This is a genomic window from Phosphitispora sp. TUW77 (assembly GCF_048453025.1).
GTDB lineage: Bacteria > Bacillota > Thermincolia > Thermincolales > UBA2595 > Phosphitispora.
Genome location: NZ_CP156677.1, coordinates 1,075,535 through 1,090,980, shown reverse-complemented (window position 1 = coordinate 1,090,980; position 15,446 = coordinate 1,075,535). Strand labels below are relative to the sequence as shown.

Sequence of the window (15,446 nt, the reverse complement as noted above, 5' to 3'; positions counted from 1 at the left end):
CCACCCGATTTCCTACCATCCCCTGGTGTAATCGTCAAAACAGTCCGGGCACAGCGGCCGTCCGTCACTGAGCCTGACTTTTGACTCCATGACTCCTTCCCCACAGCCCTCACACTTTATGGTCTTAAAAATCACTGCTTTTTTCGGCAAATCCAGCTTTGCTTCCTTAATATCGAACAAATCACCAGGGTCACTTTCCAGTATCCGTTTAATTCTATCTTCCCTGGATTCGTCATTTCCGCTCCCTAACCGGGTATCATACTTAAGGGCAATTCTAACGGCTTTACCGTCATTCCTGCGTCCCACAGTAAACACCTGTTTGCCGTTATTGCGAAAAATCAGGTTCCCTTTACCTGCCGTACAGCCAAGCTCAGACTGGATGGCATCAATAGAACAACTGTCATTCTCTACAATTGCCACCATTTCTTCATCAATATCTCTGGCATAACCAAGCTCCCTTATTACAGCTTCTACAGCTTTAAAACCTATGGCCAGTCCGGGACAGCTATGCCCGTGGAATTCCACTGCTTTTTCCCATGGAGTTTTTACAGTACACATTGCTAAATCCCCCTTCAATCTCTTCTTACCCCCTCAGGGTATGCTAATATGTTAGCCTGATAATCCGTGGTTGTCAATACCTAACAAAACACCCCAATGATTGCCGGAAATTGGCATAGCCGATATAAAGGAAAAACTGACGCTTTTGTAGAAGAGAAAGTGAATTCCATAATACATAGTAAGGAGTGTTAAAATTTGTTTCCTTACACACATATCTGCTTTGCCAATGATGTTCTAGGTAAAATAAGTGATGAAATAATCCTTGGTGCAGTGTTTCCTGATACTGTTATTGCCGGTTTTCTGGAACATAACGCCGCACATAACCAAACACCCGCCCTATACAGGTATCTTAAAGGGCTGGGGGTTTTTGGGGACTTTTCCAGGGCTCTCATTACACATAGTATCACACCAAAAGGCCTTGATTACTACTGTGATGAAAAATATCTGGATTATGAAAAAGGCTATGCCTTTGAAATGGCCCGGCCCCTGGTGAAAAAAGTGATTAAAAGTTGTAATCTGACAGAGGAAATGGGCTGGTGGAAAGCTCATAATTTTATCGAAATGGGAGCAGATGTTTGGCTTTTCGAAAAACGACCGGAATTTCACGGATATTTAAAACAAGCACTGAACAACAAGACCCTGATTCTGGCTCTAAGTCAGGTCCTGTCTCCGTTTTTTGATGTTCCGGCTGCAAAACTGGCCATGAGTTTTGCTATATTTGGGGAATATGTAAATATGGATGAAATAACCCCAGTTGAACTGGCTAAAAAATATTGCCTTCAGATGACAAAAAAGCATGGCATCACTATTGATATTATAGAATCCGCAAAAATAATCGAGGAAGCAGTTGACATAATAGAAAAAACATTCCCCGATTTCATCAGTTATTGTCAGCAAAATGTTGCTGAAATGCTTGAAGACATGTAACCTCTTAACTTATCTCAGACAAGTTATGGGCAATTATATCTCGAATAACTATATGTATATCTCGTTGTTCCTCTTTGGAAAGCATTTCATAAACAATTGGCGGAGCAAATTTAACCTTGACCGCAGAAGGTCTGATTCTATTGTTATTGGCTTCCATAATCCGGTATGTGCCGCTTATGGCAACAGGTATAACCGGAACCCCTGACTTTTCTGCCACACGTAAACTGCCCTTTTTAAATTCTCCCATAACCGGTCCCTTGCTGCGTGTGCCTTCAGGAAAAACAACCATTGACTGGCCTTCTTTTAATACTTCAATACATTTTTGAATGGCTTTAATGGACTGCTTCAAGTTGCCCCTGTCAATGAACACACATTTCATTTTCTTCATCCATGAATGAACAATTGGTATCTTCGCAAGCTCTGCTTTTGCCAGAAAGCACTTGGGCTTATTAATACAGCCATGAAGAACGAAAATATCGAAATTGCTCTGGTGGTTGCTCACAAAAACCACCGCCCCCTCTGCCGGAACATTATCAATCCCCTCTGTTTCAACCTTCACCCCGGCAGCAAACAAAATAGCTCTGCCCCAGTAATAAGCAACATAATGACCACATTTATGCTGGGCGCTCTCCATCCCAAGCCATCCCAAAACATGCCAGACCGGCAAAAATATTGATGTTACCAGCGTAGTTACCACCAGCATCAAATAAAACCAAGCTGTTCTTAGCATTTTTTCACCATCCATAATATCAACTGAACTAATTTTACCAAAGAGCCGGTAACAACGTCAACGAAAAGGTTCATAAGGGATTGGGTCGGAATACCCCGCTTCTTTAAACCCCCGCAATCTCAACAGACAACTGTCACAAGAACCGCATGCCTTTTCTCCGCCCCGGTAACAGCTTGTAGTCAAGTCTAGGGGGGCCCCATTGGTCATCCCCAGTTTCACAATTTCCCCTTTGGTCAGATTAATTAAGGGAGTCTCCACCTTAATCACCTTTTCATCCTGTGTTGCGGCCTTGGTAGAGTAATCAGCCAACTGCTGGAACCTTTCAATAAACTCCGGGCGGCAGTCGGGATAACCGGAATAATCAACAGCATTGACCCCGATATATATCTTGCCTGCATCAAGAACCTCCGCATATCCCAGGGCATAACTTAAAAATATTAAATTCCGTGCCGGAACATAAGTAATTGGGATATCATTCCTAGTTTCATCCCCATCAGGGACATCAATATCAGTTGTCAAAGCACTGCCGCCAATAGCACCCATATTTGTTGAAATAATCAAATGCCTGACGACCCCGTAAAATCCGGCAACCATTTTGGCACATTCCGTTTCCCTGTTATGCCTCTGGCCATAATCAAAACTGATAGGATAAATCTCATAACCCTCTTTCTGGGCCACACTCATGCAAACAGTTGAATCAAGTCCTCCTGACAGCAATACAACAGCTTTCATAACAAAAGCCCCCCTAAATTTCGTAGTATGCCGCAGAAGTGTTTTCCGATTCCCATACGGTTACCTTGGCAATGTTTACCTGACACTGCATCCGATCATACAGCCTGGTTTTCATTTCATCAAAAATCATTTTGGCAATATTTTCGGCTGTAGGGTTCAGCTGGTCAAAAGGAGGTATGTCATTTATCAGCTTATGGTCAAATATTTCCGTAACTTCTTTAAGCACCTGCTTAACATCCATAAAATCTACCAGGATCCCCATATCATCAAGCTCAGACCCCGTAAGCTTTATAGCCACTTTCCAGCGATGCCCGTGAATGTTGGCACACTTACCGGCATAACCGCGCAGGAAATGAGCCGCATCAAAATGGCTTACTGCAGATATTTCGTACATATTTATCACACCTTCCCCTCGGATTTCAATGCCCCATCAGGAGTAAATAATTTCTTATAAGATAATCCCACAAATAACAGGCAACCTATGGCAACAGCAGCAGTAAGCATCAGCATGACAACAATCTGGTACCTAACCGCTTCATGAGGGTCAACCCCTCCAAGAATCTGGCCTGTCATCATCCCCGGAAGATTTACCACTCCAACCACCATAAGTGAATTAATCATAGGTGTCATACCTGACCTGACAGCTTCCCGGACACAATCCCTGACCGCCTCCCATGGCGTAGCCCCAAATGCCAGCAAAGTCTCAATTTCATTTGCCCTGGACTTTACTTCTCCATAAAGCCGGTCAAGGGAAAGGGCTATCCCATTCATGGAGTTTCCCAAAATCATGCCAAATATAGGAATTACTATCCTTGCGGAATACCATGGCACAGGATTGATAATAATCCGGACAACTACCAATCCCACCAGAACCGTACTTGTTAAAAGAGACCAAAATGCCAGGGATACAGGATAGCTAGGCACATTGGGGGTCCTTTTCACAGATGCCCTGGCGGCAATAAAACACATTATCAATATTAGTCCGGAAATAATCCAGAGATTGTTTGCCGAAAACACATACTTAAGTACATACCCGATAAATGTTAGCTGGACAAACGTCCTTATGGTCCCCCAAGCTAGTGATTTCAGCAGCCCCAGCCTGAGCATAGCTGAAATTCCCCCGGCAATCAGGACCAGACCCACACTGAGGGCAAGCTGCAGGTCGGAAATAGGGATTATGCCGCTATTCATTTACTGCCACCCTCTTCCAAACCTATATCAACAAATGAAACACCGGGCAAAGTTGAATTATCACCAACATGTGACACTATTACCACACCCCGTGCCTGCTCTTCCCCTGCCCACTGAGAAACAATGTCCATAACAGCAGAAGCGGCTTTCGAATCAAGCGCCGCCACCGGTTCATCCAGCAGCAGGACACGAGGTTCAGCAATAATTGCCCTGATTAAGCCTATCCTGGCCGCCTCGCCTACCGATAAAGTCCTGGCATCCTGTTCCAGGATGTGTTTACTCAAATAAAGGCGCTGGGTGAAAAAACAATATTCCTTATTTCAAACAATTTTACCATAATTATACGCACCCTATTATAATCTGATTTCTATATGATATCATATTTCTATATATCATGTAAAAAAGCCGGCTGGCATATGCGTTTCAAGCCCAACCGGCTATTCAAAGCCTTTACGTACATCATCAACATTAAACTGATAGCTCTTACCCTTTTGTTGGTATTCTTTAAATACTCTAATGTATGAATCATCTCTGGTACCAAAAACCTTAATAACAAAAAACAGGACAACAGTTGCCACGACCACCGCCAATATAATCAAGATTTTACGGAAATTGGTCATACTGCCACCTCATTAGTTTAATTATTATTGTTTTTTATTCGACACTCTTAACAAAATTCCCTTCTCCCCGCTCAAAAAGAGAATACATAATCTCTCTGTCATGTATTAAAACACCGGTAAATATAAATATCATATAGGAGACATCAGGGGGAATCGATATGGAAACTTATATCACCAAGCTCTTGTATATTTTTTTTACCGCACTTGGCATGATTGTCGGCGGAACGCTTATTGGTGCCCTTTCATCAACACTGACAGGCCACGGACCTTTCCGGACTATGGTCAACCTAGCCGCCGACTTGAAAATATGGGCAGCCGTAGCTGCCATAGGAGGTAGCTTTTCTTCACTTCAAGCCCTGGAATCCGGACTTCTTGAAGGCCAATTGACAGCAGTTATAAAACAACTGGCATTTATCTTCACCGCTTTTGCCGGAGCCCATATCGGTTATTTATTGATATTATCTATAGCGGGTGGCAGGCCATGAAGGCCGAAAAAATTAAAGTACTGGCAACCGGACTTCTCCTCGGTATCTTGATAGGCGCTGCCGGACTTAATGCTGTTATGGGAAAACACCTGGACAGAGCGGAGTTTGAAATCCTTAAATTGCGCACCGAGCTGGAAGATAAGTCGGAACAGCTTGAAAGCACCGAAAAGGAGCTTAAAGTCAAAAAGCAGGCAAGTGTTGTTAATGAAATTACTATTCACGTTAATTATGCTGATGAATATAAAAAGCTTAAAATAGAATCTGAGGTCAAAAAACTCCTTAGTGATGTCAAAGGACAAGAAGTCCGCTCACTTGACCCCCTCCTGGTGACCAACATAGTTGACGGGAGAACAATATCTGCCGATAACCGCAAGTACAACCTGACAGTAAGGGGAACACTGGTATCTGAAAAAATAATCATGTATGTAGATGCCGGTGAAGTAAAGGAACATGCCCTATGAAGACGACCAGACAAACAAAGACCAAAGAGATATTCTTAAAATCTCTTTGGTCTTTATGCATCCTATTAATATAAACTACAAGTTAATTATATTCAGTTAATTATTCAGTTAACTATATTCAGTTTATCCATATTATGTTTTCCAAGTTGAGATGTAACTGTTTGTACTGGTACATAACCTGGCAATATTAGGACAAAACTGTTTCAGGAGTGTTTGTAAAGTCAAGGACCTAGGCATAAACACAGGCAGCTATCTTGACAGGACAACTACCGTCTTATGGCTGTCCTGGCCCGCCAAAAACCTGGCAGATACAATCTCCCACCCTTTGGGACAAAACTCGTTCAGGCTTGATTTGAATTCCTTGGGTTCATTTCCGTCGGCAGGCTCCCGGAGATCAAGATGGGTAACTTCCACTACCTTATACTCGGCCAAATAAACCACTCCCTTATATTATATTGTTTTATTTAATATTTGACAAAAAACTCTAAATCCCTGCAAAAAATTTCACAAATTTAATCTTCTAAAAATTATTCAAGACCTGCAAATTTTATTTCTGAAAAAATTTTCCAGCTTGACTATCGAACTAGTGTTCGATATAATTTAGGTTGGAAATTATTTCTGAGGTGGTGTAGAACTTGGAATTAATCCAAAAACTCAGTTTGCTGGGTGCAGCTGCAAAATACGATATCTGTTCAGCCTCAGGCTGCAGTTCAGGGGGCCGGTCAGGACTGCCGTCACCAAGAAGCGGGGTTTGCCACAGCTTTCTCCCTGACGGCAGATGTATTTCCCTTTTTAAGGTCCTCCAAACCAACTCCTGCCAAAAAGACTGTTTTTACTGCCCGAACCGTGTCCAGCGCGACATACCCCGGGCAAGCTTTACACCTGAAGAACTCTCCAGTCTCTTTTTAGAGTTTTACCGCAGGAATTATGTTGAAGGCCTTTTTCTCAGTTCCGGTATCTGTAAAAGTCCCGGAGATACCATGGAACAAATTATCAAAACTGCTGAAATCCTTCGATACAAGTACAGGTTTACCGGTTACATTCACCTTAAAATAATCCCGGGCTCCAAGCCCGAATATATTGAACAAGCTGTCAGGCTTGCCAGCAGGGCATAAACCCGATGAAATGGATTAACCGGCTGCAAAACGGCGGCCTTCTGCCCGCAGGACAAACAACACAATTTATTGTCGGAGCAGCCGGGGAAAGTGATGCCGCCATCCTGAAAACAACGTCTGAGCTTTACCAAGACCTGGGATTAAAGCGGGTCTATTTCAGTGCTTTTCAGCCTGTCGCCGGGACACCACTTGAAGGGATCTCTCCTGCAACAATCCTTAGAGAACACCGGTTATACCAGTGTGACTTTCTGTTTCGTTTGTATGGCTTTAAATTACCGGATATCAGTTTTAACAGTGACGGGAGCCTGCCCGAAGACCTTGATCCCAAATTAAATTATGCCTTAAACAACCCGCATCTTTTTCCACTTGAAGTTAACAGTGCATCTTACAAGGTGCTTCTAAAAGTGCCGGGGATAGGCCCGGCTTCAGCGCAAAGGATAGTTAACACCAGGAAAACCTTTAAATTCAACACCCTTGATGAATTAAAAAACTTAGGTGTAGTTATAAAAAGAGCATCTCCCTTTATCCAGGTTAACGGAAGGTACAGAGAATCGTACAAACTATCTCAGCAGCTTGAACTATGGAGGGATTCAGTTGATTATTGTTCACAGCGGCAGTCCCGGGGCATTGCTCAAGGCAGCCATGCTCTCACGCCTATGCAAAGGAATCTGTTTACATAAAAAAGAGTTTGCCTCCACTCTGTTTAATGAAAATAAAATTATTGACTGTGACGCCATCAGCCTGAAAGATATCAGGGAAAGGTATGAAGAAAGGTGCGCTCAAAGCTGCGGATTTCTCAAATGGGTTAACAGCAAAAAAGCCGGTCATCTGGCGGAATCCGTTTTCTATGCTTCCCGCTATGATGCTCCCGACAAATACAGCCTAATATTAAAAGTTTTGTCCCAAGCCCTCGAACATGGCCCTGATTATGTCCTGAGCAAAGTTTCAAAAGATGCCCGCAAAATGTTTAACAGGTCACGCAGGGTCTGTATGGAAGCCCACAGGGCCAATGGTTTTATCAGATTGACCCCTGTGGAAAATGCGAATAACAGGTTTATGGTAGGTAAAGCTGATTTTAAGCATGATATAGCCGACCTGGTACTGCACTACTTTTCCAGCCGCCACCGCGGATGGAAAATTTACCTGATTACCGGTAATAACCTGCAGGCCGGTAATACTTGCCGACCAACAGCCTTTATAGAACAAACGGCTTATTATCTTGAAAGCGGCGCAGTAAAAACTACCTCCTTGGCTAACCTGCCTTTTGACTTCCCTGAAGATGAGTTTGACAAGCTGTGGAAATGTTACTACGAATCCCAGTATATTGAGGGACGAAAAAACCTGGCCTTGGCCAGGAAACATCTCCCCCAAAAATATTGGACATGGGTTCCCGAAGGAAACTTGCTGAAATAATTCAGCACTTGATATACCGTAATAATTCAATACTTAATATACTGTCCCCCTGTTGCGAGAATTTTTTTGATATCGGCCTGCCCTACTTTCCAGACTCTGACTTTTTTACGGCCCCACTTTATTGCCATTTCCTCATCCGGAAACCATACATCAATACGCTGTCCCTTTATCAATCGGCCGGTATCAGTCGCCAGACCAAGACCATACCCTTCTATAAACAATAATGTCCCATGGGTAATTACCTTTGGGTCAACTGCAACACATCCCACGCCGGCATGAATCCTGGATTTTGTTTCACCTCTATCTACATACGCAGTAGCTGTCATAATATAATCAGATTCTGTCTGCCTAACCTCATCCAAGGGATTCCCTTCAGTATTTGATTTTTCATAAACCTTTTCAACAGCGGCAATATCAGTTTTTGACCAAGGTCCGCTTGCCGCCCTGATTCCAAGGAATGCAAACAACAAACTAACAACCGAAGCAGCTATAAAAATTGCTAATAAATATTTTTTGCTCATAGAAATAATATTCTACACCACCGGTCCAAAACCTCTTAGTATAACTTATGTTGCCGGAGGAATTCAACAGATAAAATATTTCATATTTTCTATATATTTTAAAAGGAGTTTTTTATTGGGCGTTGAATGTCTATATACGCATGTAGTACGTAATAGCATTATACTACATAGCTTTGTTGTATTCTTTGTAATAAATACTTGGTGCATAAAAGGTATTTATACACGCTATGATAACACGGAGGCAAAAATTAATGAGTAATGCAAGCAACCATACTCCTATTCATATAGAAAAAACCATCCCCTTGAAAAAAGCCCTCCTTATACTTGGCACTTTTACAGGATTATTTGTTGTAACCGGTTGCATTATTGGGTATAGCTTCTTTTGGGGAAAGTACCGGCAACAGAGTTACGGTGATATTTTACTCCAGGTTGCCCAGCAACGGGTCAAAGCAAATCCTAAAGACGCTATATCACACCTGGAACTAGGCTATGCCTACCTGCTGCACAAAGAAGAGGATAAAGCCTTTGCAGATAAGGCGCTAAAAGAACTCCAACAAGCTTATCAACTTGCTCCTGAAAACCGCCAGGTGCAGTACAACCTGGCTCTGAGTTACATTGCCGGCAAACAGTACAATACGGCTATAGACCTTCTTGTCCCCCTGGCGGAAGAAGGCTTTTTTAACCTTGATGCCCACTTCTCGCTCGGTGAAGCTTACTACTTGAATGGGCAATACAATGAAGCAATCACAGTTTTTTCCGAAGCTGCCGCCATTAGACCCGGCATTTCTGATTCATATTACTATATAGCGCTCTCTTACGAAAAAATGGGAAACCGGGAAAAAGCCTTAACAGCAGCGAATAAAGCACTTCGCCTTGCACCTGATTATAAGGTGTATCTTGAACTTAAAGCTAAGCTTGAGGAACAACCGGCCGGGGGTGAGAATCGTGAAACTTAATAAAGCCTTAGGTACCGGTTTGGCCGGTAAACAAATAAAGCGTGACCACTTAATTACTTTTCTGCTTCTTATCATTATAATTGGTGGTGTCTGTTTCTTTTGGACTTACCTGCGCCAAACGAGCCCGCTCGAAATAATAAAAACTGCAGTAATGCCGGTAACACAGCAGGCTAAATGGGTCGCCACCATCTACGGCGATGGAAACGTTTATCTCACGCAGCCACGGACGGTTTATGTTCATAAAGACCGTATATACGTGTCAGATACCGGAAACCACCGGATAGTAATCTTCGACTATAACGGCCGATACATCAGTAAATTCGGGGATTCCGGAGACGAAAAAGAGCGGCTGATTTTTCCATATGGGATGGCGGTCGTCAATTCCAGGGACTGATGATTACGAAGACGTAACCTCACGGCACAATGTGGCTGGTCTCGCAGGTGAAAGCGGTTCGGTCATTGACGAGACGTACAAGGTCTTCACAATCCCGGGCGGCACCAATCCACTGACCGGTGGTAATGGTTTTGTCTGCAGCTCCTGTCATGATCCGCATGCCGGTGGTAAAACTCCGGACGGTAGTGGCTACATTTCCGGCAACCCGCGGTTGCTGCGCACATCCCTTTTGGGACAAACAGTAAATACAGTCAATTTTAAAATGCAGACAGTTGACCCATTCGTTTACGGAGGACTTAGCTCGGACGTATTTCGGGTGATTGAATACAAACAAGGCAGCACAGCATGGTGCGGTGCCTGCCATGACCGGTTCAAAACAACAAATCATGAAGGAGCCCCAAATCCCGGAGAAGGACACGCAAATTTCTATCTAGGTATGTGGCGCCACCCAATGGATGGACATGTTGTGCCTCCACCTGATTTTGACGGCAGCATTGGTACGGGCACGCCGGTAGAAAAACCAGGTTCGGTTAAACATGTGGCGTGTTTTACGTGCCACCGGGCACACAGTACCACCGCCGTGGCAACAGGCTGGGCATCAAGTTGGCCGCGGGATGACGGCGGCTCCAGCAATACTTCTGCGTTACTGCGAATGGATAACCGAGGCGTTTGCTATAATTGCCACGGCGCAGAAGAATATAACTGCTGGACTGATGACCGCCTTGTAGCTGCTGGAGGCGGTGGTTATATAAAGATGGACTGCTCTAAGTGCCACCCCAGCACTACCCACTTTTCAGGCGGCGGCTATGCATGTTCAGTCTGCCATGGATAATTCAGTTTGCCTTTACAAAAGCCCTGTTGGGCTGAGTATAAATAAGGGAATGTCCCATAAGTGGGGCTTGTTGACAAAAATGGCTAGGAACTAATTTCCCTAGCCATTTTCTCATTATAGTTCGTATTTTATTTGAAATGCATGTGTGTTTCTTACGTAATTCCCGCTGTTTTATTGCCTTTATATATCTTTTTATGTTTATAACTAACGCCGATAAGAGGCATTGTTCCAAAACATTGGCGATGCCTCTTCTTCTTGCTTTTGAAAGATTGTGGTTTTCTTTTAAAATACCATTTGTTCCTTCGCACCACATTCGCCTAAGCTTTCGAATCCGCGTATATTCAACCGATCCTTGCCTTGTATGGGTCTTATCTGCATAATCTTGATGGAAGGGGCGTGTTACACTTTTTCGCCTATCACTTTTAGACAAACATTGTTCTTTTAGTAGACATGCTTTACATTCTCTGGTCCTAGCGGCATATACTTTAGTCTTTTTTTGCTTAATATGAGATAGATAGAGAAATTTGCCTTCTGGGCATATATAAACATCTTTATTTCTATTATACGCAAACTTATCTATAGTAAAACTCTCTGTTTTACTGAGCCTTGCAAAACCAGGAATATACCCTTCAATTCCCAATTTGTCTAATCCATAATGAACATTCATATAGTCGTAACCTTTATCTGCACCAACTTTCCGAATGTTTAAGCCAAGCCGTTCTTGCTGTGATTTTAGCCGGTCTATGTAAGGTTCACTGTCGTCAACATTGCCGGGAGTTACATAAACATCCGTAATTATGCCGTGTTTAGCATCTATACTCATATGGTCTAAGTAGTGGAAGCCCTTTGGTTTTTCAGGCCGGTTCAGATAGCCACTTTCCGGGTCTGTTTTACTCCTAACGATTTGTTTTGTTTTCGGGGCAGTATTTGGTTCTTTTCCTCGTTTCTTGCCTTTATAGCCTTTTTCCTTATTTATTTTTTCCTGAAGAGCTTCGGCTTCTTTTTCTAGTATACCCAAGTATTCAGATGGAGTGCATTCTACCGTGACTACTTCCTTTCGCTTATTAGAAGCATTGGCTTTTATATGAGTGGAATCTGTAACTATGATTTCACCAGTGACAATTCCTTCAGCAATGCAAAGTTTGATTATCTCATCAAATATTTCCTGAAACACATTAGTTCCCTTAAACCGCCTTCTTCTATTTTGCGAAATTGTTGAATGGTCCGGGACAGGTTCATCCAGGTCAATATTTAAAAACCAACGGTAGGCCAGATTCACTCTCACTTGTTCTTCTAATTGCCGTTCGGACGGAATTCCGAAAAAATATCCTATCAGTAACATCTTGATTAGTTTAACCGGATCAACAGAACGGCGTCCCCTGTGTGAATACATATTCTCAACCTTGTCATAGATGAAACTAAAATCAATCTTATCTATTACTTCTCGGAGGAGATGGTCTTTGGGAACCAGTTCCTCCAAGTTGACATACATATATTTGCTTTGGCTGGGTTGATTTTTATCCATCATATTGCTCACTCCCATCAAAAAACCGGTAGAATTAATAATTCTACACGGTTCCTTGAAACACCTTTCAATAAGTTAAAATTATTGGGAATTTGTCAACAAGCCCCATAAGTGGGATGTTCCCTCTAAAGTTGCATCCCTCTCATGGGACCATCAGTTCACAACTTTATTAAAAACACCTGTTACACTATAACCAAATCATCCGGGGAGTCCGTTACTTTTTCAACCCCTTTTTCCGTAAGTATAAATGTATTTTCGATTCCTACCAGCCCTTCTCCCGGAAAGACAAATTTTGGTTCAAGAGCAAAAACCATCCCAGGTTCCATCTTAACATCAACGCCCTTGGCCAAGACCGGAAATTCATCCAGTTCCAAGCCGACCCCATGACCAACAAACTTCACCCTGTCATTACCGCTGCCCATGAAATGGTCCTCCAAACCGGCTTCGTTCGCTATTTTGACGGCCAAATCATAGAGAATGCTGCCATTAACGCCAGGTTCCAGATGTTTTATAATCACATCCTGAATCTTCAGTGTTGTATTAAATGCCTGAATCAGCTTATCAGAAAGATGGTCAATTGCATAAATTCGTGACCGATCAGTAATATATCCGTCCCACAACCCTACATAATCAACCAAAATGGGTTCACCTGCTTCAATTGTCTTAAAACTGCATCCTTGCGGGAACACCGGATGGAGTCCCTGGCCCCCGGCGGGACCATCAAAAGATGAAGGTACCGCGGCCGCCCATCCGGACATTAACTGCCCAAAAAACACCGTGTTCCCAAAGGCACGCATGCCCATATGACCAATATGACCGGCTTTTCTGGCCCGTTCTTCAATTTTGGCCGCAAGCTCAACCTCTGTTATCCCTGCCCTTATTAGTCTGGGTATCTCATTATAAATCTCAGTCATCTTGCGCCCGGAAACCCGCACCAGTTCCATCTCATATTCTGATTTGATCTGCCTTACCTGTTTAATTAGTCGTGAGATATCAACCAGCTTTGTATTGGAAAAGATTTTTGCATAAAAAAGATATGTATTGGCAGGCAGCACATCCATTTCCAGCCCCATAACCGCCGGTGCCCGCCCGCCGGCTGTTATCAGTTCCGGAAGTTTTTTAACACTGCTCAGGGGAAAAACATTTTCCAGCGCGGATTCATCCCTGGCCCTGGAAAAGCTCTTCCTAATCCAAAGCACCGGATTACCGGAAGCAGGTATGTATAGATACCCGTTTTGTGCCGTCCCCGAAAAATAGAATAAATCAACAGGCTGCACTATTAATGCGGCATCTGCCCCGCTTTCTCCCAACAGTGACTGAAAACTGCTTATTCTTGACTCGATTTCCCTTTTGGGTATCAGAGACATTTTGCTGCCTCCCAGTTCATTATATACTTCTCATAATAATTTCCCCTTTAACTAAAGTCAACAAATAGGTAAATATTAATCCTGAAAAAATTTAAGCTTCCTTTTTTTTAAGAGATAAGTCTGCTCATATGCAATATCTTCTGCAGCTAATAGAGCTTTCACAAGTTCCGTGGCCTCAGGATAGCACATGATACACATCCCACAATCTGCAGTGATTTCCCTGGGAATAGGTACCAGCCAAAACTTTATACCGGAAGACTCCAGGCACTTTTCAGCCTTAAGAACCGCAGTAAGAGCCGGAAATGTAATATAATATCGTTCTTCTTCTATAAAGCCCATTCTATTTGGTCAACAGGACTTCGATATGGTCAGACAGATTTTGCTGTACTGCGGTCCAGCCCATGTTTCTGGCGAGAGCCGAAACATTTTCACATGCTGCTGCCTCATCGACAAGCACTTTGACAGGTCCGGGCCCACCTTTTTCCAGAGCCCTTTTTGCCTGCAACACCGGTTCCGGACATGAAAGCCCCCTTGCGTCAACTACCTGCATTGACCTTCCTCCTTTCATCTGCCACAACTTTGAAACAAACCCCAAAACTAACCGCCAACAATATTATAAGGCCTGCAACAACAGCCATTCCGCCAGCCATTGGAACTCCTTTCGGACTAGCTGCTAATCCAAAGATATGTGATGCTGCCGCACCTGCCATCAAGCCTGCCACGGTTATAGCGGCATCAGTATTGCCTTGCCCAGCCAGCACCAACTGTCTGAGCGGGCATCCGCCCAACAGAGCAGCCGCCCATCCGGCAAGTGCTAAACCAAGAAAATTCCATATTGCTTCTGAATGTGCAATTGGTTGTGCAGTAAAACCAGGCTGAAATTTATGCAGATAAATACTTCCGGCAAAAGTAGTCAATATTATCACCAGAAAGCCTAAAATCAGGTTAAAGTTCCGGAATAGAATCAGGTCCCTGATTCCACCTGCCATACAGAAACGCGACCTCTGCGCCAGTGCTCCAACAAGCAGCCCCGCAAAAAGAGCAATCAAAACAGGCGCATGATTTGAAGCAGGCCCCTCCTGGCTGAAATAAATAAAAGGCGGCTTAAAAAACAAGAATAACAGCAATATCACAGCCGCTCCGGGAAATATCGCTCCCGCCCATCCGGGTTGGGAACCCGACCGTCCAAGACTGAATCCTGATTTAAGACAAAATGTACCTATGGCAACACCTACAAATAATCCGGCAAAACCAACCAAAGCATTCAAGTCCCCTGCACCAAGCCTTAACGCTACCCTTAGAGGACATCCCAGGAAAACAAGCATCCCTATCATCATAATAAAACCTAGGACAAACCTCATTATTTTATTTGAACCCCCTGCTGCCCGGAATTCCTTGTTAAACATAGAAATCATAAAAGCCCCTAGAATAATCCCGGGGATTTCAGGCCTGATATACTGGACAACCGCAGCCTTATGCAGACCAAGCCCACCGGCAATATCCCTCAGAAAGCATGCTATACATACCCCCATATTGGCCGGGTTACCCATAATGCTAAGAATAAGTGCTAAAATCCCAATAACCAGACCGGTAATTAAAACTCCAACTTTATTTCCCAT

Annotated in this window: 23 protein-coding genes; 9 read left to right on the top strand and 14 right to left on the bottom strand. The window is 43.4% G+C overall.

Annotated elements, in window-relative coordinates; all coding sequences use genetic code 11:
- Positions 1 to 12: 12 nt before the first annotated feature.
- Positions 13 to 558 carry an FmdE family protein gene (locus tag ABFY19_RS04975; protein ID WP_418792148.1) on the bottom strand — a complete coding sequence of 182 codons (546 nt, stop codon included), beginning with the start codon at positions 556 to 558 and terminating at the stop codon, positions 13 to 15.
- A gap of 195 nt (positions 559 to 753) precedes the next feature.
- On the opposite strand from ABFY19_RS04975, the gene ABFY19_RS04970 reads away from it, so the two are divergent.
- On the top strand, positions 754 to 1,485 hold the full coding sequence (locus tag ABFY19_RS04970; RefSeq protein ID WP_418792146.1) for a hypothetical protein: 732 nt from the start codon (positions 754 to 756) through the stop codon (positions 1,483 to 1,485).
- A gap of 4 nt (positions 1,486 to 1,489) precedes the next feature.
- On the opposite strand, the gene ABFY19_RS04965 is transcribed toward ABFY19_RS04970, so the two are convergent.
- The 6 genes from ABFY19_RS04965 to ABFY19_RS04940 form a co-directional block, all read right to left on the bottom strand.
- Positions 1,490 to 2,230, bottom strand: coding sequence for a lysophospholipid acyltransferase family protein (locus ABFY19_RS04965; RefSeq protein ID WP_418792145.1), 741 nt, complete (start codon positions 2,228 to 2,230; stop codon positions 1,490 to 1,492).
- 42 nt (positions 2,231 to 2,272) lie between these two features.
- Positions 2,273 to 2,947 carry a 7-cyano-7-deazaguanine synthase QueC gene (gene queC / locus ABFY19_RS04960; RefSeq protein WP_418792144.1) on the bottom strand — a complete coding sequence of 225 codons (675 nt, stop codon included), beginning with the start codon at positions 2,945 to 2,947 and terminating at the stop codon, positions 2,273 to 2,275.
- Between the two features lie 13 nt (positions 2,948 to 2,960).
- Positions 2,961 to 3,341, bottom strand: coding sequence for a 6-carboxytetrahydropterin synthase QueD (gene queD, locus ABFY19_RS04955; RefSeq protein ID WP_418792143.1), 381 nt, complete (start codon positions 3,339 to 3,341; stop codon positions 2,961 to 2,963).
- A gap of 5 nt (positions 3,342 to 3,346) precedes the next feature.
- Positions 3,347 to 4,138 (bottom strand): ABC transporter permease, encoded by a 792-nt coding sequence (locus ABFY19_RS04950; RefSeq protein WP_418792142.1) that lies wholly within the window; start codon positions 4,136 to 4,138, stop codon positions 3,347 to 3,349.
- On the bottom strand, positions 4,135 to 4,422 hold the full coding sequence (locus ABFY19_RS04945; protein ID WP_418792141.1) for an ATP-binding cassette domain-containing protein: 288 nt from the start codon (positions 4,420 to 4,422) through the stop codon (positions 4,135 to 4,137). Before ABFY19_RS04945 ends, ABFY19_RS04950 begins: the two co-directional genes overlap by 4 nt.
- 153 nt (positions 4,423 to 4,575) lie before the next feature.
- A complete protein-coding gene (locus tag ABFY19_RS04940; protein ID WP_418792140.1) occupies positions 4,576 to 4,758 on the bottom strand; it encodes a hypothetical protein in 183 nt (60 codons plus the stop codon).
- Positions 4,759 to 4,916: 158 nt separating this feature from the next.
- Between ABFY19_RS04940 and ABFY19_RS04935 the strand changes: the two genes are divergently transcribed.
- Both ABFY19_RS04935 and ABFY19_RS04930 read left to right on the top strand, forming a co-directional pair.
- Entirely contained in the window at positions 4,917 to 5,243 is a 327-nt protein-coding gene (locus ABFY19_RS04935) for a YtrH family sporulation protein (RefSeq protein WP_418792139.1), read from the top strand.
- Positions 5,240 to 5,704, top strand: coding sequence for a hypothetical protein (locus ABFY19_RS04930; protein WP_418792138.1), 465 nt, complete (start codon positions 5,240 to 5,242; stop codon positions 5,702 to 5,704). Before ABFY19_RS04935 ends, ABFY19_RS04930 begins: the two co-directional genes overlap by 4 nt.
- Before the next feature lie 249 nt (positions 5,705 to 5,953).
- Here the strand turns inward: ABFY19_RS04930 and ABFY19_RS04925 are convergent, their stop codons facing one another.
- Positions 5,954 to 6,136: a hypothetical protein gene (locus ABFY19_RS04925; protein ID WP_418792137.1), complete on the bottom strand. Its 183-nt coding sequence runs from the start codon at positions 6,134 to 6,136 to the stop codon at positions 5,954 to 5,956.
- Between the two features lie 203 nt (positions 6,137 to 6,339).
- On the opposite strand from ABFY19_RS04925, the gene ABFY19_RS04920 reads away from it, so the two are divergent.
- From ABFY19_RS04920 to ABFY19_RS04910, 3 genes are read left to right on the top strand one after another with little or no spacing between them, the layout of a single operon-like run.
- Positions 6,340 to 6,819 (top strand): hypothetical protein, encoded by a 480-nt coding sequence (locus tag ABFY19_RS04920; protein WP_418792136.1) that lies wholly within the window; start codon positions 6,340 to 6,342, stop codon positions 6,817 to 6,819.
- Between the two features lie 5 nt (positions 6,820 to 6,824).
- Positions 6,825 to 7,499, top strand: coding sequence for a helix-hairpin-helix domain-containing protein (locus tag ABFY19_RS04915; protein WP_418792135.1), 675 nt, complete (start codon positions 6,825 to 6,827; stop codon positions 7,497 to 7,499).
- Positions 7,414 to 8,232 carry a DUF4130 domain-containing protein gene (locus ABFY19_RS04910; protein WP_418792134.1) on the top strand — a complete coding sequence of 273 codons (819 nt, stop codon included), beginning with the start codon at positions 7,414 to 7,416 and terminating at the stop codon, positions 8,230 to 8,232. Before ABFY19_RS04915 ends, ABFY19_RS04910 begins: the two co-directional genes overlap by 86 nt.
- Before the next feature lie 26 nt (positions 8,233 to 8,258).
- Here ABFY19_RS04910 and ABFY19_RS04905 read toward each other — a convergent pair whose 3' ends face one another.
- Positions 8,259 to 8,753, bottom strand: a complete 495-nt coding sequence (locus ABFY19_RS04905) for a 3D domain-containing protein (protein WP_418792133.1) — start codon at positions 8,751 to 8,753, stop codon at positions 8,259 to 8,261.
- Between the two features lie 251 nt (positions 8,754 to 9,004).
- On the opposite strand from ABFY19_RS04905, the gene ABFY19_RS04900 reads away from it, so the two are divergent.
- From ABFY19_RS04900 to ABFY19_RS04890, 3 genes are read left to right on the top strand one after another with little or no spacing between them, the layout of a single operon-like run.
- On the top strand, positions 9,005 to 9,709 hold the full coding sequence (locus ABFY19_RS04900) for a tetratricopeptide repeat protein (RefSeq protein WP_418792132.1): 705 nt from the start codon (positions 9,005 to 9,007) through the stop codon (positions 9,707 to 9,709).
- A complete protein-coding gene (locus ABFY19_RS04895; RefSeq protein WP_418792131.1) occupies positions 9,699 to 10,103 on the top strand; it encodes a 6-bladed beta-propeller in 405 nt (134 codons plus the stop codon). Before ABFY19_RS04900 ends, ABFY19_RS04895 begins: the two co-directional genes overlap by 11 nt.
- Positions 10,072 to 10,935: a hypothetical protein gene (locus ABFY19_RS04890; RefSeq protein ID WP_418792130.1), complete on the top strand. Its 864-nt coding sequence runs from the start codon at positions 10,072 to 10,074 to the stop codon at positions 10,933 to 10,935. Before ABFY19_RS04895 ends, ABFY19_RS04890 begins: the two co-directional genes overlap by 32 nt.
- A 1-nt stretch (position 10,936) precedes the next feature.
- Here the strand turns inward: ABFY19_RS04890 and ABFY19_RS04885 are convergent, their stop codons facing one another.
- The 5 genes from ABFY19_RS04885 to yedE all read right to left on the bottom strand — a co-directional run bounded on the left by ABFY19_RS04885 (position 10,937) and on the right by yedE (position 15,446).
- The gene (locus ABFY19_RS04885) at positions 10,937 to 12,478 is read right to left on the bottom strand and encodes an IS1182 family transposase (protein WP_418792129.1); all 1,542 of its coding nucleotides are present in this window, start codon (positions 12,476 to 12,478) and stop codon (positions 10,937 to 10,939) included.
- Positions 12,479 to 12,642: 164 nt separating this feature from the next.
- Complete coding sequence (locus ABFY19_RS04880) at positions 12,643 to 13,827, bottom strand: M24 family metallopeptidase (protein ID WP_418792128.1); 1,185 nt, start codon at positions 13,825 to 13,827, stop codon at positions 12,643 to 12,645.
- 75 nt (positions 13,828 to 13,902) lie between these two features.
- Positions 13,903 to 14,166: a DUF3343 domain-containing protein gene (locus ABFY19_RS04875; protein WP_418792127.1), complete on the bottom strand. Its 264-nt coding sequence runs from the start codon at positions 14,164 to 14,166 to the stop codon at positions 13,903 to 13,905.
- 1 nt (position 14,167) lies between these two features.
- Entirely contained in the window at positions 14,168 to 14,377 is a 210-nt protein-coding gene (locus ABFY19_RS04870; protein ID WP_418792126.1) for a sulfurtransferase TusA family protein, read from the bottom strand.
- The gene (gene yedE / locus ABFY19_RS04865) at positions 14,364 to 15,446 is read right to left on the bottom strand and encodes a YedE family putative selenium transporter (RefSeq protein ID WP_418792125.1); all 1,083 of its coding nucleotides are present in this window, start codon (positions 15,444 to 15,446) and stop codon (positions 14,364 to 14,366) included. Before yedE ends, ABFY19_RS04870 begins: the two co-directional genes overlap by 14 nt.